General features: G+C 71.2%; 20 protein-coding genes and 1 pseudogene. All 21 read left to right on the top strand.

Annotation, left to right across the window (positions count from 1 at the left end; translation table 11 throughout):
- Nucleotides 1-148: 148 nt before the first annotated feature.
- Entirely contained in the window at nt 149-1,282 is a 1,134-nt protein-coding gene (locus AC08OT_RS07295; protein ID WP_476602660.1) for a hypothetical protein, read from the top strand.
- Nucleotides 1,279-1,779: a hypothetical protein gene (locus AC08OT_RS07290; RefSeq protein WP_476593513.1), complete on the top strand. Its 501-nt coding sequence runs from the start codon at nt 1,279-1,281 to the stop codon at nt 1,777-1,779. Before AC08OT_RS07295 ends, AC08OT_RS07290 begins: the two co-directional genes overlap by 4 nt.
- Nucleotides 1,780-2,280: 501 nt before the next feature.
- The gene (locus tag AC08OT_RS07285; protein WP_476593512.1) at nt 2,281-3,231 is read left to right on the top strand and encodes a UDP-glucuronic acid decarboxylase family protein; all 951 of its coding nucleotides are present in this window, start codon (nt 2,281-2,283) and stop codon (nt 3,229-3,231) included.
- 740 nt (nt 3,232-3,971) lie between these two features.
- Complete coding sequence (gene galE / locus AC08OT_RS07280; RefSeq protein WP_476593510.1) at nt 3,972-5,009, top strand: UDP-glucose 4-epimerase GalE; 1,038 nt, start codon at nt 3,972-3,974, stop codon at nt 5,007-5,009.
- A gap of 11 nt (nt 5,010-5,020) precedes the next feature.
- A complete protein-coding gene (locus AC08OT_RS07275) occupies nt 5,021-6,646 on the top strand; it encodes a UDP-glucose dehydrogenase family protein (protein ID WP_476593509.1) in 1,626 nt (541 codons plus the stop codon).
- A 205-nt stretch (nt 6,647-6,851) separates the two neighbouring features.
- Nucleotides 6,852-8,183: a histidine--tRNA ligase gene (hisS, locus tag AC08OT_RS07270; protein ID WP_476593508.1), complete on the top strand. Its 1,332-nt coding sequence runs from the start codon at nt 6,852-6,854 to the stop codon at nt 8,181-8,183.
- 395 nt (nt 8,184-8,578) lie between these two features.
- On the top strand, nt 8,579-9,376 hold the full coding sequence (gene thyX / locus AC08OT_RS07265) for an FAD-dependent thymidylate synthase (RefSeq protein WP_462185757.1): 798 nt from the start codon (nt 8,579-8,581) through the stop codon (nt 9,374-9,376).
- Nucleotides 9,377-9,441: 65 nt separating this feature from the next.
- Nucleotides 9,442-11,850, top strand: coding sequence for a phosphoketolase family protein (locus AC08OT_RS07260; RefSeq protein ID WP_476593507.1), 2,409 nt, complete (start codon nt 9,442-9,444; stop codon nt 11,848-11,850).
- 48 nt (nt 11,851-11,898) lie between these two features.
- Nucleotides 11,899-13,029, top strand: coding sequence for an acetate/propionate family kinase (locus AC08OT_RS07255; protein WP_476595082.1), 1,131 nt, complete (start codon nt 11,899-11,901; stop codon nt 13,027-13,029).
- A 512-nt stretch (nt 13,030-13,541) separates the two neighbouring features.
- Nucleotides 13,542-14,567 carry a 4-hydroxy-tetrahydrodipicolinate synthase gene (gene dapA / locus AC08OT_RS07250; RefSeq protein ID WP_476602659.1) on the top strand — a complete coding sequence of 342 codons (1,026 nt, stop codon included), beginning with the start codon at nt 13,542-13,544 and terminating at the stop codon, nt 14,565-14,567.
- On the top strand, nt 14,564-16,249 hold the full coding sequence (locus AC08OT_RS07245; RefSeq protein ID WP_476593061.1) for a ribonuclease J: 1,686 nt from the start codon (nt 14,564-14,566) through the stop codon (nt 16,247-16,249). The genes dapA and AC08OT_RS07245 overlap by 4 nt, the downstream gene beginning before the upstream one ends.
- Before the next feature lie 372 nt (nt 16,250-16,621).
- Nucleotides 16,622-19,156: an FtsK/SpoIIIE family DNA translocase gene (locus AC08OT_RS07240; RefSeq protein WP_476593060.1), complete on the top strand. Its 2,535-nt coding sequence runs from the start codon at nt 16,622-16,624 to the stop codon at nt 19,154-19,156.
- Nucleotides 19,157-19,262: 106 nt separating this feature from the next.
- Nucleotides 19,263-20,132, top strand: a complete 870-nt coding sequence (locus tag AC08OT_RS07235) for a helix-turn-helix domain-containing protein (protein ID WP_476593059.1) — start codon at nt 19,263-19,265, stop codon at nt 20,130-20,132.
- A gap of 4 nt (nt 20,133-20,136) precedes the next feature.
- Complete coding sequence (locus tag AC08OT_RS07230) at nt 20,137-21,690, top strand: MiaB/RimO family radical SAM methylthiotransferase (protein WP_476593058.1); 1,554 nt, start codon at nt 20,137-20,139, stop codon at nt 21,688-21,690.
- 94 nt (nt 21,691-21,784) lie between these two features.
- Nucleotides 21,785-22,489 carry a CDP-alcohol phosphatidyltransferase family protein gene (locus tag AC08OT_RS07225; RefSeq protein WP_476593057.1) on the top strand — a complete coding sequence of 235 codons (705 nt, stop codon included), beginning with the start codon at nt 21,785-21,787 and terminating at the stop codon, nt 22,487-22,489.
- Entirely contained in the window at nt 22,479-23,780 is a 1,302-nt protein-coding gene (locus AC08OT_RS07220) for a competence/damage-inducible protein A (RefSeq protein ID WP_476593056.1), read from the top strand. Before AC08OT_RS07225 ends, AC08OT_RS07220 begins: the two co-directional genes overlap by 11 nt.
- A 121-nt stretch (nt 23,781-23,901) precedes the next feature.
- A complete protein-coding gene (locus AC08OT_RS07215; protein ID WP_476593055.1) occupies nt 23,902-24,213 on the top strand; it encodes a helix-turn-helix domain-containing protein in 312 nt (103 codons plus the stop codon).
- A gap of 240 nt (nt 24,214-24,453) precedes the next feature.
- Nucleotides 24,454-24,921, top strand: coding sequence for a Dps family protein (locus tag AC08OT_RS07210; RefSeq protein ID WP_476593054.1), 468 nt, complete (start codon nt 24,454-24,456; stop codon nt 24,919-24,921).
- A gap of 179 nt (nt 24,922-25,100) precedes the next feature.
- On the top strand, nt 25,101-25,295 hold the full coding sequence (locus AC08OT_RS07205) for a hypothetical protein (RefSeq protein WP_462188818.1): 195 nt from the start codon (nt 25,101-25,103) through the stop codon (nt 25,293-25,295).
- A gap of 48 nt (nt 25,296-25,343) precedes the next feature.
- Complete coding sequence (locus tag AC08OT_RS07200; RefSeq protein WP_462203814.1) at nt 25,344-26,147, top strand: PspA/IM30 family protein; 804 nt, start codon at nt 25,344-25,346, stop codon at nt 26,145-26,147.
- Nucleotides 26,144-26,626: pseudogene (locus AC08OT_RS07195) on the top strand (phage shock envelope stress response protein PspM); the annotation flags it as partial. The gene AC08OT_RS07200 and the pseudogene AC08OT_RS07195, both read left to right, overlap by 4 nt.

Raw genomic sequence — 26,626 nt, 5'->3', positions numbered from 1 at the left:
GGCGCGCCGAGCGGGTTCTCGACGCTCGGCGGCCCGTAGTCCATCGCGACCGTCACAGCCAGGAACAGTCCCGGACCCGTCACTACCGATCGCGGTCACCCCGACGTGATCCGAACAAGAAATCAAGCAGCTGGCTCATCGCACGCACGTGCGGAAGACAAGCCTAGAGCTGCGGGATCGGGTCGCCGCCGCCCGCGCCGCCCGGGACGACGAACGATTCGCCTCCCTGGACGCCGCGGTCGGGCGACTCGTCGCCCGGTTCGGTGGACTCCCGGAGGACAAGATCGTCGGTTTGCGGGCGCTGGCGGCATCCCAGGGGATCGACGACCCCGCGTTCACGCTGCGGATCCGGCGTCATCGGGCCCTGCCTGCCGGATCGCGGAGCTCCGCCACGGAGGCCTCGGCCGGCGCGATCCCCGCCGAGGTACTCGGCCAGGTCCGCGCAGATCTCGATGAACTGGGCCGGATCACCGGAAGCACCCCGCCCCGGAGCCTGTTCGACCTGATCGGCGTGCGGCCCGGCACCGGCCGGGCGGAGATCCGAGCGGTGCGTGATGCGGCGCTCGTCCGCAACCGGGCCCGTCGGCCGGACCGCCGGCGGGCACTGCTCGACGATCTCCTGGCCGCGGTCGGTGCGCTGCTGGTCGACGGCGAGCCGGACGCCTACCTCGATGCGCTCGCCGTGACGACGACCGAGCGGTTGCGCCCGCGGGTGGCCGCGGCCGTTCTTGTGGAGGACGTGCTGCTCCCCGTGGAGGCCGCGGCGCTGGTCGCCGAGGCGGAGGCGGACGGGCTTGACGCCGCCCGGGCGAGGGGGGTGGTCACCGCCCTCGCCCGGGAGCACAGGGTGCTCCCCTCCCCGTCCCCGTGGGCATCGCCGCCGACGACCTCCGGGCGTCCGGAGGCCGCACCGGACCGGCCGTCGGCGCCGCGCACCGCAGTCGACGAGCTTTCCGCCGCTTCGGACCTGCGGCTGGAGCACGACCGGCTACGGTGGACCTGGCCCGCGGGCTGCACGGAGATGATGCTCGCCTGGCGGGTGGACGCTCCGCCGGTCGGCGCGGATGATTCACAGGCACAGGTGCGTAAGGTGACCAACACCCGTTACGAGATCGACGGCGGAGTCCCGTTGCCGGCGACGCGACCCCTGTATGTGGCGCTCTTCGGTTGTCTTCGGGAGTCGGGACGGCTGGTTGTGGCGACCTTGGCGGCGCCCGGGGCGCGGATCCGGCTGGATCCGGACGGTCCGGTGGCGTCGGCATCGGGCGGGGCGTCTAGGTGAGGGCCCGGTGGCTGGTGGCCGTGCTCGTCGCGGCGTGTGGCTTCTACCTCGGGCTGATCGGGTGGAGGGGAATCCAGTTGCTCGGCGACGATCGCTGGGCGGCCCGTGGACTCGGTCTCGGTGTCGTGCTGCTTCCGCTGATCGGCGCCGTCGTCATCCTGCGTGAGCTGCGTTTCGGCCGCGATACCGAGCGGCTTGCCCGGATGTTCGACGTAGCCGCGGATGCGACGGCTGACGTCGAGCCTGGCACCGCCCGCGGCTTCGACCCCGACCCCGGCGCCCGAGCCGACGAGCCGGTTTTCGTGCGCCGGCCGTCGGGCCGGATCGACCGCGCATCGGCCGACGCCGCGTTCGCCCAGCGTCGGGCGGAGGCGGCGCCGGGCGAATGGCGTCGCTGGTACCGGCTCGCGGTCTCCTATGGAGATGCCGGGGACACCCGCCGGGGACGCGCCGCGATGCGTCACGCGATCGCCCTCGAGCGGCACTTCCGCGGGTGACCGTGCCCCGTCCCCTGGCGGTGGATTGCTCATCCAATGCAGGTGGATCCGGCACGGCTATTGACATCTCCCGGAGGGAGCCGGGCACCCTCGGTGACAGGAAATTATATCGTATTGACCGCGGCGAGGAGGGAGACTGAGCCGGGGCCGCGTACTAACGCGTCGATGACCTGTGTACGATGCCGCAGAGAGTCGGCGTTGTCGGCCATCAGACTACTGGGGGGTAGTGTGGTGTTCGTATCCTGTTGCCATTCGAGACGGGTCCAGCAGCGTCCATGCTGAGCGCCCCCGGCGGGTGAGCAGTCACTGATCTCCTGATCTCCGATCAATTTGATGCCCCTTTCCCCCGATCCTCCAACCTGGCCTCGCGGCGCGATCTGATCCGATGCGCCGCCTCCTTCGCATGGCTCAAGGGAGGCCGCCCGTCGTCGCCGGACTCCGGACAGCGATCGACGGGTACTCTCCGGGGTCCTCTGTATTCCAGATCCGGGAGCACACGACGTGCGTGCGATAGTGACCGGCGGCGCCGGTTTTCTGGGCAGTCATCTCTGTGAACGCCTACTGGGCGGCGGCTACGAGGTCATCTGTTTCGACAACTTCCTCACCGGCCGGCCGGAGAACGTGGAGCATCTGCTCGCCGATCCACGTTTCCGCCTGGTCAACCGGGATGTGAATGATTTTATTTATGTTTCCGGTCCGGTCGACGTCGTGTTGCACTTTGCATCCCCGGCATCTCCGGTGGATTACTACGAGCTGCCGATCGAGACACTCAAGGTCGGTTCGCTCGGTACCTTCCACGCCCTTGGCCTGGCGCGACAGAAGAATGCTCGGTTCCTGCTCGCCTCGACCTCGGAGTCCTACGGCGATCCACAGGTAAATCCCCAGCCGGAAGGCTACTGGGGCAACGTGAACCCGGTCGGCCCACGCAGTGTGTACGACGAGGCCAAGCGCTTCTCCGAGGCGGTGGCCATGGCCTATCGGCGCAAGCACGGCGTCGACACCGGTATTGTTCGCATCTTCAACACCTACGGCCCGCGGATGCGGGTCGACGACGGTCGCGCCATTCCGGCCTTCATCTCCCAGACGCTGCGGGGCGAGCCCATCACGGTCGCCGGTGACGGAACCCAGACCCGGTCCATCTGTTATGTCGACGACCTGATCGACGGCATCGTCCGACTTCTGCACTCGGACCTGCCCGGGCCCGTGAACATTGGGAACCCGCACGAGATGTCGATCCTCGACACCGCGGTGCTCGTCCGTGACCTGTGCGGATCGACGGCGCCGATCACCTTCGTCCCGCGGCCCCAGGACGACCCTTCGGTACGCCAACCCGACATCACCCTCGCCCGGACCCTCCTGGGCTGGGAACCGAAGACGAGCCTGCATGACGGGCTCACCCGGACGATCTCCTGGTTCGCCGGCCAGCTCGCGGAGAGCCGTCAGGTCGCTTGACCGGCGTCAAGGTGTCCCCCCGGATACCGAGCTTTCCGGGGACGTGGCTTTCTGTTTGCGGGGGGAGGGCTCGCGATGGCCGGCACCACGCCGTGTGCACCGCCGTGTTACGTGAGATCGGTGGCATTGGTCCGCAACCCGCCGAGGATGTCAGCGCCACGTACCTGCCGTGCGCGCTCAGGTCGAGACGGGGCCTTCGCCGCCGATGCGTGGGCGAACGGCGACCGGCCCGGGATGTCCGCGGCAATGGTGACCCGAGAGTTCCCGTGGCCCCGCCACCTCCCGGACATATCTTCTTCCCGGGCATCTTCTTCCGGGACGTGGACCGCCGGCCCCGGGTGCCGTGCGCGCGGTTCTTGCCACCGGCCGTGCACTACCCGACGCTGGCGCTGTGACCGGACCGGGGCTCCTGCTCGCGCCGATCGCCTGGTTCACCGGGATCGCCGAGGCCGCTACCAGGTCGGCGATGCACCAATCTGGGGATTATGTTCTGCTGTGCCTGATGTTCGCCGCCCAGTGCGGGCCCGTGCCCATCGCGGTGTTCGCTGCCCGAACGGCCGGGACCGCGCGGTCCAGCCGAAGGGCACCGGCGCGACGGGCGTGGTCGTGGTGCCGATCCCAGGTACGGATCCTAGCCGTCGTCGGGTTGATCCCGCTGCCGGGATCGGTTGTTCCGGGCCGGAATGGAGCACCTGTGGCGAGTTGTTTCAGTTGATCACGAAGAAGTGGATAACCGAGCTATGACGTCGACGAGTCGAGCCGAGACGGTCCTGGTGACCGGGGCGACGGGGTTCATCGGCTCCCATACTTGGGTGGACCTGCTCGCCGCGGGTCATCGGGTAATGGGAGTGGACAACTTCGCCAACAGCTCACCACGGGTGCTGGGCAGGCTGCGTAAGGTGGTGGACGGCGACATCGACTTCGTGCGGCTCGATGTCCGTGACCGGGCGGCGCTCGGTGACGTGTTCCGCCGATGGAAGATCGATTCCGTTATTCACTTCGCCGCTCTCAAGGCCGTCGGCGAGTCGGTCGACATCCCGCTGGAGTACTACGACACGAACGTCAACGCGACGTTGGGCCTGGTCTCCGTGATGGCGGAGCACGGCGTGCGCCGGCTGGTCTTCTCGTCCTCGTGCGCAATCTACGGAGCGGCGGCCAAGGTACCGATCGCCGAGGACACGCCGGCCCGCCCGACCAATCCCTACGCGCGCACCAAGTGGATGTGCGAGCAGATCCTCGCCGACCTCTGCGCCCGGGATCCGTCCTGGCACGTGACGTCCCTGCGATACTTCAACCCCACCGGGGCGCACGAGTCGGGCCTGCTCGGCGAGGACCCCCGTGGGGTACCGAATAACGTCATGCCCTACCTGGCCCAGGTGGCGGTCGGCCGGCGCCCGGAGCTGTCTATCTTCGGCGACGACTACCCCACGTCCGACGGCACGGGCGTACGCGACTACATCCACGTGGTCGACCTGGCGGAGGGCCATCGACTCGCTCTCGATCATCTTGATGACCAGGCGGGACATCGGGTCATCAACCTCGGGACCGGCGCTGGCACCTCCGTGCGGGAACTGCTCGCGGCCTTCTCCGCGGCCTGCGCTCGTGATCTCCCCAGCCGCGTCGTGGCGAGGCGGCCGGGGGACGTCGCCGCACTGGTCGCCGACGCGGCGCTCGCCCGTACGGCGCTCGGCTGGTCAGCCCGCCGGGATGTCGCGGACATGTGCCGGGATGCCTGGGAGTTTCAGCGTCTCAATCCAGGGGGGTACGACGATGAGTGAGGAGGAGTCTGATGAGCTCGTCGGACAGCCTTGATGATGCGGCGGGGCCCGGAACCGGGCCTCGCCCACGCCTGACCGTCATCGGCACCGGGTATCTGGGGGCCACCCACGCGGTGTGCATGGCGGAGCTCGGCTTCGAGGTGCTCGCCGTGGACGTCGACCATTCGAAGATCGAGCGGTTGTCCGCGGGGGAGATCCCGTTCTTCGAGCCCGACCTCGCTGACCTCCTGCGCGCGAACCTCCGGACCGGACGGCTGCGTTTCACCACCTCCTTCGAGGAGATCGCCGAGTTCGGCGACGTGCACTTCGTCTGTGTGGGCACCCCCCAGCGTGCCGACGGTTACGGGGCGGACCTGGGCCACTTGCACGCCGCCATCGAGCGCCTCGCGCCGCTGCTGACCCGGCCGTGCCTCGTGGTCGGCAAGTCGACGGTGCCGGCCGGCACGGCTGCGGGGCTAGCCCGGACAATCGCGCAGCTCGCCCCGGCGAACCGCCCGGCCGCGGACGAGACGGCGCTCGGCGTGGCGGGGGCCGGCGGGTTGGGCCGCGTCGAGGTGGGCCATGACGGGCTGGGCCATGACGAGGTGGACGAACCCGCCGACATCTCCAGCGATCTTGCTGGCGTCCAGCTGGCCTGGAACCCGGAGTTCCTCCGGGAGGGCTTCGCGGTGGCCGACACCCTGCGACCGGACCGGCTCGTCTTCGGTGTCGCCTCCCCGGCTGCGGAAGGAGCGCTGCGGGCGGCCTTCGCGCCGGTGATCGCCCAGGGGGTGCCGGTCATCGTGACGGACTACGCGACGGCCGAGCTGGTGAAGACGGCGGCCAACTCCTTTCTCGCGACGAAGATCTCCTTCATCAACGCGATGGCGGAGGTGTGCGAGGCGGTCGATGCCGATGTCCTGACGCTGGCCGAGGCGCTGTCCCACGACGTGCGCATCGGCGGGAACTTCCTGCGTCCGGGGGTGGGGTTCGGGGGCGGCTGCCTACCTAAGGACATCCGGGCCTTCCAGGCCCGCGCGGACGAGCTCGGGGTCGGTGCGGCGCTGCGTTTCCTGCGCGAGATCGACGAGATCAACAATCGCCGCCGGGACCGCGTGGTGGACCTGGTCACCGCGGCCCTGGACGGCACGCTGGCCGGCCGGCGCCTCGTCGTGCTGGGCGCCGCGTTCAAGCCCAACTCCGACGACGTGCGGGACTCCCCGGCGCTCGCGGTCGCGGGGCTGCTGGCCGGGACCGGCGCCGAGGTGACGGTCGTGGATCCGGTCGCGACGCACAACGCCCGGCGGGCCCTGCCCGGCCTCGCCTACAGCGACTCCGTCGAGGCCGTGGTCGAGGGGGCCGATGCGCTGGTCCTACTCACCGAGTGGCGCCAGTTCGCCGACCTGGACCCGGCCCGGCTCGGGGCCGTGGTCCGGCGCAAGGTCATGGTGGACGCCCGGCACGCGCTCGACGCCGACCAGTGGCGCCAGGCCGGATGGGTCTACCTGGCCCCCGGCCGGCCGACCGGCATCATCCCGAGCTCGTTGCCGGAGCAGCGGCACCGGAGGGACGGACCGCCGCCGGCGCCGGCCGAGCAGCGCGGCGAGGTGGGTGCGCGGCTCGCGGAGGTCGAGGCGCGCGCGGGGCACCCGATGTGATCGGCGGGGATGGGGCCCGGTGGAACGGGCCCCATCCCCGCCGTGGGACCGCTCTCCGGCCGTGAGGGCAACGAGCCCCACGCGATAGGCTGTCGCTCATGCGTCTCCTCGCTCGACATCGGTGACTGCCACCCGGCTTCGCGGTTGACCGTGCCCGGGGCGGCAGGTGCCCGTCCGTTCGAGATGATGAGGAGATTCCGCGGCGATGAGTGACGCGCCGATCGTCCGTCCCCTGTCCGTGAGCGGGTTTCCCGAGTGGCTGCCCGAGATCCGTCTCGTCGAGCAGCGCTGGCTCGACACCATCCGGGCGACGTTCGAGCGGTACGGCTTCTGCTCGGTGGAGACCCCCTCGGTCGAGGCGCTCGAGGTGCTGACCGCGAAGGGGGAGACCTCCCAGGAGGTCTATACGCTGCGCCGCCTGCAGGCCGACGCCGACGACGACAGCGCCCGCCTCGGCCTGCACTTCGACCTCACGGTGCCCTTCGCGCGGTACGTGGCCGCCCACTTCAACGACCTCGTGTTCCCGTTCAAGCGCTACCAGATCCAGCGGGTGTGGCGGGGGGAGCGTCCGCAGGAGGGCCGCTTCCGCGAGTTCACCCAGTGCGACATCGACGTGATCAATGTTGATCAGGTGCCCCTGCACTTCGACGCGGAGCTTCCCCGCATCGTGCATGAGGTCCTGGGCACCCTCGGCGTTCCGCCCTGGACCCTCAACATTAACAATCGCAAGGTGCTCCAGGGCTTCTACGAGGGCCTGGGCATCGGCGATCCGCTGGCCGTCATCCGGGTCGCTGACAAGCTCGACAAGATCGGCCTCGCGGGAGTGGAGGGGCTGCTGACCACCGCGGTCGGGCTCGACCCGGACCAGGTGTGCGCCTGCCTGGAGCTCACGGGCATCCGGGGCTCCGATCCCGGCGTCGTCGAGGAGGTACGCCGGCTCGGGGTGAAGTCGGACCTGCTCTCCGAGGGGCTCGACGAGCTCGCCGCGGTTCTCGATGATCTCGGCGATCTCGCCGACCTGCCCGCCGGCGGCGTGGTCGCGGACCTCTCGATCGCCCGCGGTCTCGATTACTACACCGGGACCGTCTACGAGGCGAAGTTCGTTGACTGGCCGGACTTCGGCAGCATCTGCTCGGGGGGGCGGTACGACAACCTTGCCGGCTCCTTCATCCGCCGCAACCTCCCCGGCGTCGGGATCTCGATCGGCCTCACCCGCATCTTCGCCAAGCTCTTGGCCGAGGGCCTGCTCACCACCGGGCCGTCCAGCCCCGCCGACGTGCTAGTCGTGATCCCCTCCGCGCCGCGCCGTGCCGCCGCCCTCGCGACGGCCGCCGAGCTGCGCACCCGGGGGCTGCGGGTGGAGACCTACCACCAGCCGGACAAGGTGGCCAAGCAGGTCCGCTACGCCTCCCGCAAGGGCATCGGATTCGTCTGGTTCCCGCCCTTCGACGATGGCCGGGCGCACGAGGTGAAGAACATGGCCACCGGGGACCAGTCCGCGGCGGATCCAGCGGCCTGGACCCCGGCCGCGGGCTGACCGGCGGGCGTGCCGCCGCGCCATCGCCGGGAGGCTGCCCGTCGTGACGTGGCCGGGCGGCCGGGGATTGACGGGGGCGGAGATCCCCGGCCGCGCCATGCCACGCCGTGAGGGCGGGCACTGCGACTCCTCGTCGCTGGGGACTGACGAGGCGTCCACCTCCGGTGTACCACGCGGGTTGTGACTGCCAATCCCCGCGCGTCGATCGGGTAACCGGACGGGTAAGTGGATGCCGACACGATCCCGGTTGGGCGATTGCTGGCCCGGTCGGGTGATTGCAGGCCTGGCGTCCGGGTGCATGCCGCCGCCGGGTGAGGTCCCCGTATCCCGGCGGACGGGCGCCGTCTACCGTGGGAGGAGTCCGCCAGCGACCGGGCAACGGGTCCCGTGCCCAGATGATGGAGGTGGCAGTGTCGCAGCCGACGCCCGAACCGGCGTCCGGGCCGACGTCCGTGCGGCTTCGGGTCCAAGTGATCGCCAAGACCGAGTTCATCCCCCCGGACGACGTGGCCTGGAGCACCGACGCCGACGGCGGTCAGGCCCTCGCCGAGTTCGCCGGGCGGGCCTGCTACCAGAGCTGGAACAAGCCGAATCCGGCGACCGCGACCAACGCCGGCTACCTGCGGCACATTCTCGACGTCGGGCATCTGTCCGTGCTCGAGCACGGGACCATATCGCTCTATCTCACCGGGGTGTCGCGCAGCCTCACCCATGAGCTGGTTCGGCACCGGCACTTCTCCTACAGCCAGCTCTCCCAGCGTTACGTCCCCGAGCGGGACGCCGCCGTGGTGGAACCGGAGGTCATCGCAGCCGATCCGGAGCTGCACGCCCTGTTCCAACAGGCCGCGGCGGCCTCGCTGGAGGCCTACGGGCGTCTGCTGGAAGGTCTGGAGAAGCGGTTCGCCGACGTTTCCGCGCCCACCTCACGGCGCAAGCAGGCGCGCCAGGCGGCCCGGTCGGTGCTGATGAACGCGACCGAGACCCGGATCGTGGTCACCGGGAACTACCGGGCGTGGCGGCACTTCATCGGGATGCGGGCGAGCGAGCATGCCGACGTGGAGATCCGCGGGCTTGCCGTCGCCGCCCTGCGGGAGCTGCTCCGGGTGGCGCCCAACGTGTTCGCCGACTTCCGGATCTCGACGCTGGACGACGGCACCGAGGTCGCCTCCAGCCCGCTGGTGGGAGAGGGCTGAGCGCCGGGCCTCCCCGCCGCCGGCCGCCCATTGATTTGTCGGGAGAAAGAGAAAGAGGACAGCCGATGACGAGCGTCGTCGACGCCGAGCGGAGCGGCGCGGATCCGGCCGCGGGGCCGTTGTCCCCGGCGGAGCTCGATCTCATCCACGCCTACTGGCGAGCGGCGCACTATCTGTCCGTCGGGCAGATCTACCTGCTCGACAATCCCCTGCTCACCGAGCCGCTGCGTCCGGAGCACGTCAAACCGCGCCTGCTCGGGCACTGGGGCACGACTCCCGGCCTGAACCTCATCTACGCCCACTTGAACCGCGTGATCCGGGCAAAGGACCTGAACGCCATCTACATCATCGGTCCGGGTCACGGCGGTCCCGGCATCGTGGCGAACGCCTACCTGGAAGGCACCTACAGCGAGGTCTACCCCTCGATCGGCCGGGATGCGGCGGGGATGCGGCGGCTGTTCCGGCAGTTTTCCTTCCCCGGCGGAATCCCCAGCCACGTCGCGCCGGAGATTCCCGGGTCCATCCATGAGGGCGGCGAGCTCGGTTACGCGCTGACCCACGCCTACGGCGCGGCCTTCGACAATCCCGACCTGGTGGTCTGCGCCGTCGTGGGGGACGGGGAGGCCGAGACGGGCCCGCTCGCGGCGAGCTGGCACTCCAACAAGTTCCTCGACCCGGGTCGCGACGGCGCGGTGCTGCCGGTCCTGCACCTCAACGGTTACAAGATCGCCAATCCGACGATCCTGGCCCGCATCCCCGAGCAGGAGCTGACCGCGCTCCTGCGTGGCTACGGTTACCATCCGTACTTCGTGGCCGGGGACGACCCGGCCGCGGTGCACCAGCGGATGGCGGGCGTCCTGGACGCCGCCGTCGACGAGATCCACGAGATCCAGGACCGGGCCCGCCGCCACGGCCGCACCGAGCGCCCCACCTGGCCGATGATCGTGCTGCGGACCCCCAAGGGGTGGACCGGGCCGGCCGTCGTCGATGGCCTGCCGGTCGAGGGCACGTGGCGGTCCCACCAGGTGCCCGTCGCGCAGCTGCACGACAACCCCGGGCACCTGGCCCAGCTGGAGGCGTGGCTGCGCTCCTACCGGCCGGAGGAGCTCTTCGATGCCGGCGGAGCCCTGCGGCCCGAACTCGCCGCGCTCGCCCCTCGCGGTCCCCGGAGGATGAGCGCGAACCCGCATGCCAACGGGGGCGAGCTGCTGCGTGATCTGACCCTTCCTGACTTCCGCGACTACGCGGTCGACGTCACCGCCCCCGGGACCACCCTTGCCGAGCCGACCCGGGTCCTGGGCGCGTTCCTACGGGACGTGATGGCCGCCAATCCGAGCACCTTCCGGGTGATGGGCCCGGACGAGACCGCCTCCAATCGGCTGGCTGCGCTCTTCGAGGTGACCGACCGCGCCTGGAACGCCGGGACGGAACCGACGGACGAGCACCTGGCCGTGGACGGCCGGGTCATGGAGGTGCTTTCCGAGCATCTGTGCCAGGGCTGGCTGGAGGGCTATCTGCTCACCGGCCGGCACGGGCTCTTCTCCTGCTACGAGGCGTTCATCCACATCGTCGACTCGATGGTCAACCAGCACGCGAAATGGCTGAAGACCACCCGGCACATCCCGTGGCGGCGCCCGATCGCCTCGTTGAACTACCTGCTGACCAGCCACGTGTGGCGGCAGGACCACAACGGCTTCTCCCATCAGGACCCCGGGTTCATCGATCACGTCGTGAACAAGAAGGCCGAGGTCGTCCGGGTGTACCTGCCCCCGGACGCGAACACCCTGCTCTCCGTCGGCAACCACTGCCTGCGCAGCCGGCACTACATCAACGTGATCGTGGCCGGCAAGCAGCCGGCGCTGAACTACCTGTCGATGCCGGCGGCGATCGCCCACTGCACCCGTGGCCTGGGCATCTGGGATTGGGCCAGCAACGACCACGACGCGCCCGGCGACGGGCTGCCGGATGTGGTGATGGCCTGCGCCGGGGACATCCCGACCCTGGAGACCCTCGCCGCGGTGGACATCCTGCGCCAGCACTTCCCCGACCTGAAGGTGCGCGTCGTCAACGTCGTCGACCTGATGTCCCTGCAGGACGAGGCGGAACATCCGCACGGCATCTCGCACGCCCGCTTCGACGCGCTGTTCACCACCGACCGGCCGGTCATCTTCGCCTACCACGGCTATCCCTGGCTGATCCACCGGCTGACCTACCGGCGGCACAACCATCACAACCTGCATGTCCGTGGCTACATCGAGGAGGGGACGACTACCACCCCGTTCGACATGGTCATGCTGAACAACCTCGACCGGTTCCACCTGGTGGCGGACGTCATCGACCGGGTACCGAGCCTGGGCGCCCGCGCTGCGCACGTCCGGCAGCAGATGGTCGACGCGCGGCTCGCGGCCCGGACCTACACCCGGGACCACGGCGAGGACGCCCCGGAGATCCGGAACTGGACCTGGCCCTACTGAGTCCCGCCCCTACCGAGCCCCGCCCCTACCGAGCCCCGCCCCGTCGCGATGAACGTCCTGGTGGTCAACGCCGGATCGGCCAGCCTCAAGCTGCGGCTGATCGGCCCGGACGACGCCCTGCTCGCCGCGCGCGATCTCACCGCGCCAGCCGGTCGGGCGGACCCGGCCGGGGTCGTCGCCGCGCTGCGCGAGCTCACCCATGAGGGTGGCCAGCCGGGCGCGGTCGGGCACCGCATCGTGCACGGCGGGACGGATTTCACCGCCCCCGTGGTCGTCGACCGGGCCGTGGCCGAGCGGCTGCGGAGGCTGACCGCCCTCGCCCCCCTGCACCAGCCGGCGGCGCTCGCCGCCCTCGACGAGGTCGGGGCGGCCGTGCCCGAGGTGGCGCAGGTCGCCTGCTTCGACACGGCGTTTCACAGCCGGATGCCGGCGGAGGCCATCACCTACGCCATCCCGGCCGAGTGGCGGGAGCGGTACGGCATCCGCCGGTACGGCTTCCACGGCCTGTCCCACGCCCACGTCTCCCGGCGGGCGGCTGCGCTCGCCGGGGCGCGGCGCATCGTGACCTGTCATCTCGGCTCGGGCGCGTCGCTCGCCGCCGTTCTCGACGGGGTGGGGGTGGACACCACGATGGGCTTCACCCCGCTGGAGGGCCTGGTGATGGCCACCCGGTCCGGCACCGTGGATCCCGGCGCGCTGCTGTGGCTGCAGACGGAGGCGGGACTGAGCGCGCACGAGCTCACCGATCGTCTGTTCACCTCGGCGGGGCTGCGCGCGCTCGCGGGGACGGCGGACATGCGGGAGGTCGAGTCCGGCGCCGCCGCGGGTGAGCCGGCCGCCGCGTTGGCGCTGGCGGTCTACCTGCACCGGCTGCGCGCCGGGATCGCCGCGATGACCGCCGCGCTGGGCGGGCTGGACGCCCTGGTGTTCACCGGTGGCGTCGGGGAGAACTCCGCCTCCGTGCGGGCCGGGGCCGCGGCCGGACTCGGCTACCTGGGCGTGGCGGTGGATCCCGAGCGTAACGATCCGGCCCGGGCCGGTGGTACGGGCCCATCTGGTGGCACGGAGCGCGAGATCGGCGTGCCGGGGGCCGCCGTGCGCACGCTCGTGATCGAGGCACGCGAGGACCTGGAGATCGCCCGCGGGACCCGGGCGGCCCTCGCCGGTGGCATTGGGTGACGGTAGTCTGGCATTACGGTAATGTCCCGGATGGCGGGCGCGATCCTGGCGGACCCGCGCGCCGCCGGATGGCACCGCCCGGACGATCCGGTGGCGGTACTCTGAAAGCTCTGTCGCGGCGGGTGGGACGGTGCTGTGCGGTGCGGTGCATTCCGGTGCGCTGCCGTCCCCGCCGGTCGTCCCGTCGTCCCCGATCGGGGCCCGGCCGGTCGCGATCCGTCTCCATCCGGTGACGGCGGGGTCCGATCGGCGTTCGACCCGGTCGCGGTGCCCGACACCGCGCGGTGCGCCGTCCCCGGGCCGGGCGGACGGTATCCGCGTGCGGTGGCCCAGCGGCCCCCGCGGGTCTCGCGCCGGTCGCTTGTGGCGAGTCCGGGGAGCAGGCACGGCTCGGGCCGGCGGAGCGGGAAAGCCGGCGTGGGCGGAGGATGGACCGGTGCCGGCCCGGCGGTGTCGGAGGAGTGAACGCGGAGGTTCGGCGGTCCGGCGGGTGATGTCGGTCGCCAGAGGTGATGTCGGAGGTGCTGTCTAGCGTGACCGGTATGTCAATGTTGCCGCCGGCGCCGTTCGGGCGCGTGATCACAGCGATGGTCACGCCGTTCCGGGCGGACGGCGGTCTCGATGAGGCGGGTGCCGCGGAGCTCGCGAACCGTCTGGTGGACGCCGGCAACGACGGGCTCGTGGTCAACGGCACCACCGGGGAGTCTCCGACGACCACCGACGAGGAGAAGGACCGCCTGGTGCGGGTCGTCGTCGAGGCCGTGGGAAGCCGCGCCCGCGTGATCTCCGGTGTCGGGACGAGTGACACCGCGCACAGCGTGGAACTGGCGCGGGCCGCCGAAGCCGCGGGCGCGCACGGCCTGCTCGTCGTGACGCCCTACTACAACAAGCCACCGCAGGCCGGGTTGCTGCGGCATTTCGTCACCGTCGCCGAGGCGACCGGGCTACCGGTCGTCATCTACGACATCCCCGGCCGGACCGGGGTCCCGGTGGCGTCGGAGACTCTGGTGCGGTTGGCCGAACACCCGCGTATCGTCGCGGTCAAGGACGCTAAGGACGATCTGCCCGCATCCTCCTGGGTGCTGGCGCGGACCGGTCTGGCGTATTACTCCGGCACCGACGCGCTCAACCTGCCGTTGCTGTCCATCGGGGCCTGCGGAGTCATCAGTGTTGTCGGGCACGTGGCCGCACCCGCGATCCGTGCCATGATCGAGGCCTTCGGGGCCGGTGAGGTGGGTCGGGCGATCGCGCTGCATCAGGGCTTGCTGCCCGCGTATGAAGGAATGTTCCGCAGCCAGGGCGTGATTCTGGCCAAGGCCGCGCTGCGGCTGGCCGGGCTGCCCGCGGGGCCGGTCCGGCCACCGTTGGTGGACGCCGCTCCCGCCGAGGTCGCGCGGCTGCGGGCGGACCTCGCCGAGGCGGTCCTCGACGTCGCCGGGCCACCGGGCGCGCCGGCAGGCGTCTCGTCCGGGCCCGTCTCGTCCGGGCCCGCCTCGTCTGTCGGGCTGGCCGTCGCCGCGGCGGGTGAGGTCTCATGAGCCATCCGCATCCCGACCTCGGCCCGCCGCCGCCGCTGCGCGCGGACGGCCTGCGGATCATCCCGCTCGGTGGGGTCGGGGAGATCGGTCGCAACATGACCGTCTTCGAACACGCCGGCCGGCTGCTGATCGTGGACTGCGGGGTGTTGTTCCCGGAGGACGTCCAGCCGGGGATCGACCTGATCCTGCCCGACTTCGCCGCCATCCGGGATCGCCTCGACGACATCGAGGCGGTGATCCTCACCCACGCACACGAGGATCACATCGGGGCGGTGCCCTACCTGCTGCGGGAACGGCGTGACATCCCGCTGATCGGCACCCGGCTCACCCTGGCGCTGATGAACGCGAAGCTCGCCGAGCACCGCGTCAAGGCGGTCACTCAGGAGATCCGGGAGGAGGAGCGGCACGCCTTCGGGCCGTTCGAGTGCGAGTTCTTCGCGGTCAACCACTCCATCCCGGACGCCGTGGCCGTGGCCATCCGCACCGAGGCCGGGCTCGTCTTGCACACCGGCGACTTCAAGATGGACCAGCTGCCGCTCGACGGCCGGCTGACCGACCTGGGGGGCTTCGCGCGGCTCGGCCGCGAGGGTGTGGACCTGCTGCTGTCCGACTCGACCAACGCCGAGGTGCCCGGGTTCGTCACCTCCGAGCGGGAGATCGCCCCGGTGCTCGACGGAGTCTTCCGTGAGGCGACCCGCCGGATCATCATCGCCTGCTTCGCCAGCCATGTGCACCGGGTGCAGCAGGTGCTCGACGCGGCCGAGGAGCACGGTCGGTCGGTCTGCTTCGTGGGCAGGTCGATGGTCCGCAACATGGGAGTGGCCCGCGACCTCGGGCTGCTGCAGGTGCCACCGGGTCTGATCGTCGATGCCCGGGACGTGGACGCGCTGCCGGACCGCAACATCTGCCTGATCTCCACGGGCTCCCAGGGGGAGCCGCTCTCGGCCCTGTCCCGGATGGCCAATCGGGATCACCAGATCCGCATCCAGGCCGGCGACACGGTCGTGCTCGCCTCCAGCCTCATCCCCGGCAACGAGAACGCGGTGTTCCGGGTGATCAACGGGCTGACCCGCTACGGCGCCAAGGTCGTTCACAAGGGCGTGGCGAAGGTTCACACCTCGGGTCACGCCCCGGCGGGCGAGCTGCTCTACGTCCTGAACGCCACCAGGCCGTCCAACGTCATGCCGGTCCACGGCGAATGGCGGCACCTGCGGGCCCACGCCAAGCTCGCCGAGGCGACCGGGGTGCCCCCGGACCACGTGGTGCTCGCCGAGGACGGCATCGTCATCGACCTGCTCGACGGCCGGGCGCGGATCACCGGCGTTGTTCCCTGCGGCTATGTCTACGTCGATGGCGCCGCGGTTGGGGACGTCGGTGAGCCGAGCCTGAAGGACCGCCGGATCCTCGGCGAGGAGGGTTTCATCACGATCACTGTCGTGGTGGACGCCGCGGCGGGCAAGGTCGTCGTCGGCCCGGATCTCTCTGCCCGCGGTTTCTCCGATGCGCCGGGCACCTTCGACTCCGTCTCCAAACTGGTCAGCGACGGGCTGGTGGACGCCATGCGCACCGGGATGAACGATCTGACGGCCCTGCAGCAGCTCGTGCGGCGCACGGTCGGTCGTTGGGTCAACGAGAACTACCGGCGCCGCCCGATGATCGTTCCGGTGGTTCTCGAGGTCTGAGGCGTTGCGGCGCGCCCGGTTCGTCGGGGTTGCCAGTACTCGGGCACGCTCGTGTGTACCGTTTCGACGGTGGCCACACGGACCAGTGGCGCGCGGACGCGTGCGCAGACGGAGACGGCCACGTCCCGGCCGGGGGGCGGTGGTGGGCGTCAAGGCACCTCGCGGGGTGAAGGTACCCCGCGGGGCGGCGGTCAGGGCGGCAAGGCACGCGCATCGACGGCGGCTGGCCGGTCGGGCGGCTCCGGCCGGTCAGGCGGGTCCCGCGCGGCCGGCCGCGGTAGGACACCGGCCCGTCCACCGGCCCGGGCGAGTCGCCCCCCGCTGTCGCTGCTGATCGGCCAGACAGTCGTCAAGAGCGTCTACCGGCTGTGGATGGGCGCGGCGACGGCGCTGGGCACCGTGCTGCGCCGGGCCGGCCGGGGCGCCCGTGAGCTGCACATCGATCCAGGGCACCGGCGTGACGGGCTCGGCCTGACCGCGTTCGGCGGGGCGATCCTGGCCGCTGCCTCGGTGTGGTTCTCCGCCGCCGGGCCGCTGGGGAGGTACGTGGCCGCGGTCCTGGAGCTGCTGGTCGGCGTCGGCGCCTGGGCACTGCCGCTGTTCGGTCTGGGCGCCGCGTGGCGGCTGGTCCGGTCCCCGACCGATCCGGGCAGCCGGGGCCGGGTGGTGATCGGGTGGACGGCGGTCGCCGTCGGTCTGCTCGGCATGGTGCACATCGCTCGTGGCCTGCCCGACTTCTCGGACGGCGTCGCCCGGATGCGGGCGGCCGGTGGCTTCGTCGGGCTGCTCGGTGGCCTTCCGCTGGCCAGCGCGGTGACGCCGTACGTCGCCGTTCCGCTGCTGCTGCTGCTGACGTTCTTCGGCGTTCTCGTCATCACGGCGACCCCTGTCCGCCAGGTGCCCGAGCGGCTCGGTGAGCTCGTCGATCGGCTCACCATCGGGGTGCGCGGTCCCGCCCGGGACGCCGGCGAGTACGACGAGGACGCGGACTTCCGCGACGACCCCGAGGACGATTCGGAGCTGTCCGACGGCCTGCTCGCGGCCGGGGCGGCGGGTACGGGCCGGCGTCGGCGCGGCGGTCGGGCGACCCCGCCCAGGGGAACGCCCCCGGGTGATGGTGAGGTCTTCGACGTCGCCGATGCCGCCGACGTCGCCCGGCCGGCCGCCCGGCCGCCCGCCGGGGACCTCGCCCTCGACTTGTTCGGCGAGCTCGCCGGCCCGGAGGCGGACACCGGCTACGTGACTACGGCCCCCGATCCGGGCGGTGCGGCCGCCGGTGGCGGGGAACCGGTAGCGGGGGCCGCGCTCGGTCCGCCGCGCAAGGCCCGGGCCCGGACAGCCCGGGCGACCGCGGGTGCGGCGGACACCGCGACCGGTGTCCCCGGTCCGGGTTCCGCGGACTTCGGCGGCGAAATCGAGCATCTGGTCCCCCCGGCCGACGGTGACTACCGGCTGCCGTCGCCGACCCTGCTGCGCTCCGGTACGCCGCCCAAGGCCCGCTCGGCCGCGACCGACGGGGTGATCGCCTCGCTGACCGACGTGTTCGCCCAGTTCAAAGTGGACGCCCAGGTGACCGGCTTCACCCGGGGACCGACGGTCACCCGCTACGAGGTCGAGCTCGGTGCCGCGGTCAAGGTCGAGCGGATCATCCAGCTCACGAAGAACATCGCGTACGCGGTGAAGAGCCCGGACGTGCGGATCATCAGTCCGATCCCGGGCAAGAGCGCGGTCGGTATCGAGATTCCCAACACCGACCGGGAGTTGGTGTCGCTCGGCGACGTCCTGCGCAGCGGGGAGGCGACCGGCAACCCGCATCCGCTGGTTGTCGGTCTCGGCAAGGACATCGAGGGCGGCTACGTGCTCGCCAACCTGGCCAAGATGCCGCACATCCTCATCGCCGGGGCGACCGGAGCCGGCAAGTCGACGTGTATCAACACCCTCATCACCTCGGTGCTGGCCCGGGCCACCCCTGACCAGGTGCGCATGGTGCTGGTGGACCCCAAGCGAGTCGAGCTGACGAACTACCAGGGTATTCCCCATCTGATTACGCCGATCATCACGAATCCCAAGAAGGCGGCCGATGCGCTGCAATGGGTCGTGAAGGAGATGGAGAACCGGTACGAGGACCTCGCCGCGTGCGGGGTGCGTCACGTCGACGACTTCAACCGCAAAGTGCGTAACGGTGAGATCGCTGCCCCGCCGGGATCCGAACGTGTCTACGTGCCCTACCCCTACATCCTGGCCATCGTCGACGAGCTCGCCGACCTGATGATGGTGGCGCCGCGCGACGTCGAGGACTCTATCTGCCGGATCACCGCCATGGCCCGGGCGGTGGGCATCCACCTGGTGCTCGCCACCCAGCGGCCCTCCGTCGACGTGGTGACCGGCTTGATCAAGGCGAACGTGCCGTCCCGGCTCGCCTTCGCGACGGCGTCGTTGACGGACAGCCGGACGATCCTCGACCAGGCCGGCGCGGAGAAGCTCGTCGGCCTGGGGGACGCGCTCTTCCTGCCGATGGGAGCGGGCAAACCCGCCCGTATCCAGGGTGCCTTCGTTTCCGAGGACGAGATCGCGGCCATCGTCGACCACACGAAGGAACAGGCGCCGCCGGCGTTCCGGGAGGACGTGTTCGACGCTGGCGGCGAGGCCAGGAAGGAGATCGACGAGGAGATCGGAGACGATCTGCAGCTCTTCCTGCAGGCCGTCGAGCTCGTGGTGAGCACGCAGTTCGGCTCCACCTCGATGCTGCAGCGCAAGCTGCGGGTCGGGTTCGCGAAGGCCGGGCGGCTGATGGACCTGATGGAGAGCCGGGGCATCGTCGGCGCGAGTGAGGGCTCGAAGGCGCGTGACGTGCTGGTCATGCCGGACGAGTTGGAGGGTCTGCTCATAACCCTGCGTAACGGATGAGGAAGCCTCCGATGGAACGTCCCCGCTTTCAGCGCCGGGGGACGCGCCGTAAACTGAAGGCCTCGCGTCCACGGTAGGCGGAAAAGACGGTTGCGGAGGTTCGCTCATGCAGTCCGTGGACGGTCCGCAGCCGCGGGACAGCGTCGGGTCCATCCTGGCAGCGGCACGGCGTGACCGCGGTCTCACGGTCTCCCAGGTCAGCGAGCGCACCCGGGTCAGGGCGGGTCTGATCGATCAGATCGAGCAGGACGACTTCTCGCAGTGCGGCGGCACGGTGTATGCCCGCGGGCATCTGCGCAGCATCGCCACCACCCTCGGGCTCGATCCCGGGCCGGTGCTGGCGGCCTACGACGCCTCGCACGAGCACCAGACCGGCCCGTTGATGATCGTCCCCTCGGCCGAGTTCGATGCGCTGCGCGGGGAGTCCCGCCGGCGGCGCGGCGGGTTCCGGTGGGGTCCGGCAATGATCCTTTCGCTGGTCGTGGTGTGTGTCATCGCGGCTCTCGCGCTGCTGCTGCCAGGTTCCTCCGATTCCTCGGACGACAGGGCCGCGCTGGGGCCGGGCGGGGCCGTGGGGCTCACCCCGACCGTGACCGTCCCGCCGGCCTCGAGGAGCCCGGCGGCTCCCACCGCGACCACGCCCGCGCCGACAGGGGTGAACGTCGTCCTGGCGGTACGCGGCGCGCAGAGCTGGCTGGAGGTGCGCGACGACGCCGAGCAGGTCCTGCTCTCCCAGCTCCTGCAGTCCGGCGACAGCCGGACGGTGACGGCGTCGGGGGCCCTGCACATCAAGGTGGGCAATGCCGGTGCGGTCGATGTGTCATGTAACGGCAGGAGCCTCGGGGCGCCGGGCGGACCCGGGCAGGTCGTGACGATCCGGGTGAGCGCCGCCGCTTCCGGCGCCTGCGAGGTCGGCGACGAACAGCGTAGCGGTCTCGTGGCCGCGTCACCGCCCGCGCCGGCCCCGGTAGCCTGACCTGGTGTCCACACGTCTCCATCGCCGGGTAGCTCTGATCACGCTCGGTTGTTCCCGGAACGAGGTGGATTCGGAGGAGCTGGCCGCTCGGCTCGGCGCGGACGGGTGGGAGCTCGTCTCCGACGCCGCCGACGCCGACGCCGTGCTCGTCAACACCTGCGGATTCGTCGACGCGGCGAAGAAGGACTCCATCGACGCCCTGCTGGCGGCGGACGACCTGCGGGCCGGTGGCGGTCCGTCCGGTCCCGCGGACGGCGCCGGCCCGGGTCCGCGCGCGGTGGTGGCCGTGGGCTGCCTGGCCGAGCGGTACGGAACCGAGCTCGCCGAGAGTCTGCCCGAGGCGGACGCGGTCCTCGGATTCGATGCCTATCCGAACATCGCCACGCACCTCGCGGCCGTGCTGGCCGGTACCCCGGTGCCCGCGCACTCCCCGCGTGACCGGCGGACGATGCTGCCGATCACCCCGGTGGACCGGGCCGCGCCCGCTCTCCCGCCGGGCGCGGTGCCCGCCGGAGCCGTTCCGCTGCGCCGGCGGTTGACGACCGGGCCGGTCGCCGTCCTGAAGATCTCCAGCGGGTGTGACCGGCGCTGCGCCTTCTGCGCGATCCCGTCGTTTCGCGGCTCCCACGTCTCGCGGTCGCCCGATGACGTGCTCGCCGAGGCCGAATGGCTGGCCGGTCAGGGTGCCCGCGAGCTGGTCCTGGTCAGCGAGAACTCCACCTCCTACGGCAAGGACCTCGGGGATCTGCGCGCGCTGGAGAAGCTGCTGCCGCAACTCGCGGCGGTGTCGGGTATTGTCCGGGTGCGCACGGTCTACCTGCAGCCCGCCGAGATGCGTCCGTCGCTGCTCGAGGTACTGCTGACCACTCCGGGCCTCGCGCCCTATCTCGATCTGTCCTTCCAGCATGCGAGCCCGCCGGTGCTGCGCCGGATGCGCCGCTTCGGCGGCAGTGGGCATTTCCTCGACCTGCTCGCCCGCGCCCGCGCGCTGGCGCCCGACCTGGGGGCGCGATCTAACGTCATCGTCGGGTTCCCGGGGGAGACCCCCGAGGATGTCGACATCCTCACGGAGTTCCTCGAGGCCGCCGAGCTCGACGCCGTCGGCGTGTTCGGCTACTCCGACGAGGAGGGTACCGAGGCCGCCGGGCTGATGGGCAAGATCCCCGATGAGCTGATCGAGCGTCGGCGGGTACGCGTCACCGACCTCGTCGAGCAGCTGACCGCCGCCCGGGCGGACGCGCGGATCGGCTCCCGGGTACAGGTTCTGGTGGAGGAGGTCGCCGGTGGTCTGGCCACCGGCTGCGCCGCCCACCAGCAGGCGGAGGTCGACGGCGGCTGCGCCGTGCGCCTGTCCCCGGGCGGCGCGGCGGATGACGGGCCGGAGCGCCTCGGGGTGGGGGATCTCGTCGAGGCCCGGGTGGTCACCACCGAGGGTGTCGATCTGATCGCGGAGTTCACCGCGGTGCTCGATCGGGCCCGTCCCACGGCCGCGGTCGCGCGGCCGGCGCCGGATCGGGCGGCGGCCCTCGTGGGCCGGGGCGTCGCGGATGGGACGTGACGGCGTCGGGCGCCGACGCCAGGGGGAGCGCGGCGAAGGGCCGTCGCCGCTCCCCGCGGAGCCCGTTTCTGCCCCGGTAGTCCCTGCGGCCCCGGTGGTTAATGTCGCCAACCTGCTGACGATCGTGCGGCTGGTGTTGGTGCCGGTCTTCGTGGTCTTCCTGTTCGCCGGGCCCGACGGGCATACCTGGCGGTACGCCGCCTTCGGCGCCTATGCGGTGGCCGCGGTGACCGACCAGATCGACGGCTCCATCGCCCGCCGCTGGCACCTCGTCACCGACTTCGGCATCCTGGTCGATCCGATCGCCGACAAGGCGCTGACCGGTGCCGCGTTGATCTCGCTGTCCGTGCTCGGTGAGCTGCCCTGGCCGGTCACCGTACTGATCCTCCTGCGGGAGGTCGGCGTCACCCTCCTGCGCTTGTGGGTGATCCGCTTCGGGGTGATCGCGGCGAGCCGTGGGGGCAAGGCCAAGACCCTGCTGCTGAACGTCGCGATCGGTCTCTACGTGCTTCCGCTGGCGGGTGTTGCCGCCACGAGCCGGGCTGTGATCCTCGCGGCCGGCGTGGTGGTCGTCATGGTCACCGGGATCGATTATGTCTGTCGAGCTCTCGCGCTGCGGCGGCGGGCCGCGCGGGATCCCGGCGGTGTCACCCCGCCGACGGGCGCGCCATCCACCGGCCTCTCGCCCGGCACCGGCCCCCCGGTACGTCACCGGGGGGCCGGGCCGGCCGGGTCCGCCCCGTCAACGGCGGCCGGACCGACCACCAGGAAGACGGAGGGGCGGACCGATGCGCGCTGAGCTGCTGGCGGTGGGGGACGAACTTCTCTACGGCGACATCGTCAACGGCAACGCGGCCTGGTTGGGTCGGCAGCTGGCCGATGTCGGAGTGACCGTCACGACGTCGACGGTCGTCGGTGACGACATCGACATGATCGCCACGGCGATCCGGGTGGCACTGGACCGGGCTGACGTCGTCATCATGACCGGAGGGCTCGGTCCCACCCAGGACGACCTGACCCGCGAGGGCATCGCCGCCGCGGCCGGCGTCGGCCTGCGCCGGGACGACTTCCTGGAGTCGATGCTGCGGCGACGGTTCCGGGACCTGGGCCGCGGTGACGGTGGCCGGCGCGTGCCCCAGATGAACTACCGGCAGGCGGACCTGCCCGAGGGGGCACAACCGCTGCCGAACGGCGCCGGAACAGCCCCGGGGATACGGATGGAGATCGGGACCGGCGTCGTCTACGCGATGCCCGGTGTGCCGTTCGAGATGAACGACATGTTCACCGCCAGCGTGCTGCCCGACATCCTGCGCCGGGCCGGGCAGCCCGCGGTGGTCGTCCACCGGGTGCTGCGCACGGCGGGCATGTGGGAGTCGGCCGTCGCCGAGGCCCTCGCGGACGAGGTCGACCGGCTTGCCCCGATCGGCAATCCGCGTATCGCGTTCCTGGCCAGCGGTGGCCAGACCCGGGTGCGTATCACGGCCCGGGCCCGGGATCGGGCCGAGGCCGAGATGCTGATCGCACCGGTGGAGACCGCGGCCCGGACCGCGCTGGGCGCCGGGGTGTACGGCGGTGCGGACGACTCCCTCGAAGGCGTGGTCCTGGGGCTGCTCGTCCAGCGGTCGGCGACGCTGGCCGTCGCGGAGTCCATCACCGGGGGGCTGCTCGCCGGGCGGCTGACCGACGTCCCCGGTGCGAGCGTCGCGTTCCGTGGCGGCATCGTCTCCTACGCCACGGAGGTCAAGGCGTCGGCGCTTGGTGTCGACGAGGGTCTGTTGGCCGCCGGGGGCGCGGTGTCGTCGAGGACGGCCGCCGCGATGGCGGCGGGGGTCCGGTCTCGGCTGGGCGCCACTTACGGGTTGTCCACCACGGGAGTCGCGGGCCCGCGGCCACGGGAGGACAAACCGGTTGGCACGCTGCATATCGGCCTGGCCGGACCGGATGGCACCGTCACCCGGTCGGTACGGCTGCCCGGGGACCGGCCGCGCATCCGCACCTACGCGGTGGTGTCCGCGCTGGACCTGGTGCGTCGGCTGCTCGCCGGGCTGCCGAGCAGCGAGATGACCACAACCGGCGACGGCGCGCCCTGACGCGCGAGACTAATCGCCGGACCTGAGGTGCCTACACAGTTACAGTCCCATCAACGAGGGCCCGATGGTTGCGGTGGTGGGTATACGGTGAACGCATCCCGCGGACGAAGGAGGAGGCTCGATGCTCCTGCTCCGACGCATGCTCGGCGAGGCGTTGCGCCGCCGCCGTCAGGATCAGCACCGCACGCTTCGGGAGGTGTCGTCGGCGGCACGGGTGTCGCTCGGCTACCTCTCGGAAGTTGAGCGTGGGCAGAAGGAGGCCAGCTCCGAGCTGCTTGCCGCCATCTGTGACGCACTGGGAGTACGGCTCGCGGACCTGCTGCGCGAGGTGAGTGAGGATCTCGAGCTCGCCGAGCTGGCGGTGCCCGCGCGGGTCGGCGCGCCCACCGTGGTGGTTCCCGCCCGCGCCGCGGTCGTCGACCGGGCGGCCTGAGTTGGGCGTCCGGCGTCTTCCGGCGTCCCGCCGCGTCGGCTGTCCCGTTCACGTTCGGGGTCTGCTCCGTTCATGACGTGCGCTCCGTTCATGAGGTAGGTCTCGATGAGGTAGGTCTCGGTAGGTGTCTCGTTCGCGATGTCGGGCTGTGCTGGGCGCCGGGGCGTTCTGGACGCATACGGATCTCTTCACGGGGCACGCCGCAGGGAGCAGATGTCTCCGGCGTGAGAGGGGTCGAGTATGAGCGCCATCCGCAGCCCGTTGTCCGACGGGGCACGAAGCGTCACCGGTGAGGCCCTCCAGGGCACGTTGATCGACCTGATTGACCTGTCCCTGTCCGCCAAGCAGCTGCACTGGAACGTCACCGGGCGCACCTTCCGCAGTGTGCATCGCCAACTCGACGAGGTCGTCGACCTGGCGCGTCGTTACGCGGACGCCACCGCCGAACGTGCCGTCGCGATCGGGGTCAACCCGGACGGTCAGTCCTCGACGGTCGCCCGAGGCACCCACCTGCCGGGAGTGGGGGTGGGGTACATCCCGGATGAGAAGGTGATCCGGCAGACGACCGAGGTCCTTGCCGGGGTGGTCACGAGGATGCGTACCCGCATGGACGCGACCGAGAAGGCCGACCCGGTCACCCAGAACCTGATCATCGAGATCGTCCACGATCTGGAGGAGCAGCACTGGATGTTCCAGGCGATGGTGTGAGTCCCGCGCCGGGGGCGGTTTGCCCTCCCCCGAAAGGGCCATCCCCCGAAAGGGGTTGTCTGGTGGCGGGTGGCGGACCCCTCTGCGACTCTCCCGAGATAGTTCTCGTGGCGCAGGTTGGTGTCGATCGTCGTTCCCGGGCGGGCTCCCGGGCATGGCCCGCAGGGAAAGAAGATCGCGTGAATACCCCCGCGTGGCCGGAGGACGATGACGGCTGGTCGGAGTGCCGGCTGGTCCAGGTGTGCAAGAGCTGTAACGGGTTGGGCGAGCTGCTGGTGGTCTTCGCCACCGCGCGCGGCGGCTTTGTGCCGGCCTGCCGGGCATGTCTGGTCTGCGCGGGACGCGGCCGCACGGCGCTGCAGCCGCCCGTCTGAGTCCGCCGCGGGGTAACTGCCGCGGCTCCGGCGTGCGACGATCGATGTATGGCGAATGTCGTCCGCAAGATCTACCGCTATCTGTCGGCCTCGGCGAACCGGAAGTTCGACGAGAAGGCCGACCCGCGGGTGCAGATCGACCAGGCCATCGCGGAGGCCCGGCAGCAGCACGAGGCGCTGGTCCAGCAGGCGGCGCTTGTCGTGGGTAACCAGCGTCAGCTGGAGATGCGCATGGCACGCCAGGTGGACGAGGTCGCGAACCTCACCGAGTCCGCCCGGTCCTCGTTGCTGCTGGCTGACAACGCGCGAGCGGCCGGCGATCTGGCCACCGCGGCCGGCTACGAGGAGACGGCCCAGGCGTTCGCCAGCCAGCTGGTCTCGGCGGAGGCATCGCTGGAGGACCTGAAGAACCTGCACCGCCAGGCCGCCGCGTCGGCCCAGCAGGCCCGGACCGCGGTCGAGGACAACACCGTGCGGATGCAACGCCATCTCGCTGAGCGTGCTCGCCTGCTGACACAGATCGAGCACGCCGCCATGCAGGAGCAGATGACCAAGGCGATGGAGGGGATGTCCTCGCTCGCCCCGGCGGGGGACACGCCCACCCTCGGGGAGATCCGCGACAAGGTCGAGCAGCGCTACGCGGTCGCTCTCGGGCGCCATGAACTCGCCTCCCAGGGGATGGAGGCGCGGATGATCGAGGTGCGGCGCGCGACCATGGACGCCCGGGCCTCCTCCCGCCTCGCCGAGCTGCGCGGTGACATGGCGGCCGGGGGCCAGCTTCCCGCTGGCGCGGGCGGTTCCGCGGCGTCATCCGGTTCCGCGGTCAAGCCCACCGGCGGTGGGACGCCGTGAGTCGGAAGGCGGGACCGGCCGTGACCGGCTGGCCGGGGTGGGACGGGGTGCCGGGCGGGGCACTGCGGCCGGTGTTGCCGGACTGGGTGCGTGCCGATGTCGAACGCCGGTCGTTGCTGCGGGCCGAACGGCGCGCCGGGCGTGGCGTCCGGTGGGCGCGTCGTCGGGCGGCGGTGACCGCCTTCGGATGGACCGCCGTGGCCGCGGTGACGCCGGTCGCCGCCGTCGTGGACGGCTGGGGCTGGCTGGTTGTGGGCGGCGCGGCGATCATCAGGGCGGGTCTCGCCGGCTGGGAGACGGCCGTGATCCGGTGGGAGGACCGCGGGTTCGCCCTGCCGAGCGCCCCCGCTCCGCCGCCCTGGGCGTTGCGGCACTCGGCGGTCGCCGAGCCGTTGCGCCGTGGCGAGGCGGGTCTGGCGGCGCTCGTCGCGATGGCCCGGACGCTTGCTCCCGGCGCCGCCCGCGGCCCGGTGCGGGCG

It is taken from the genome of Frankia sp. CgJB1 (genome assembly GCF_977947065.1).
The sequence above is the reverse complement of the archived record's forward strand: the minus strand, read 5'-3'. Positions and strand labels throughout refer to the sequence as shown.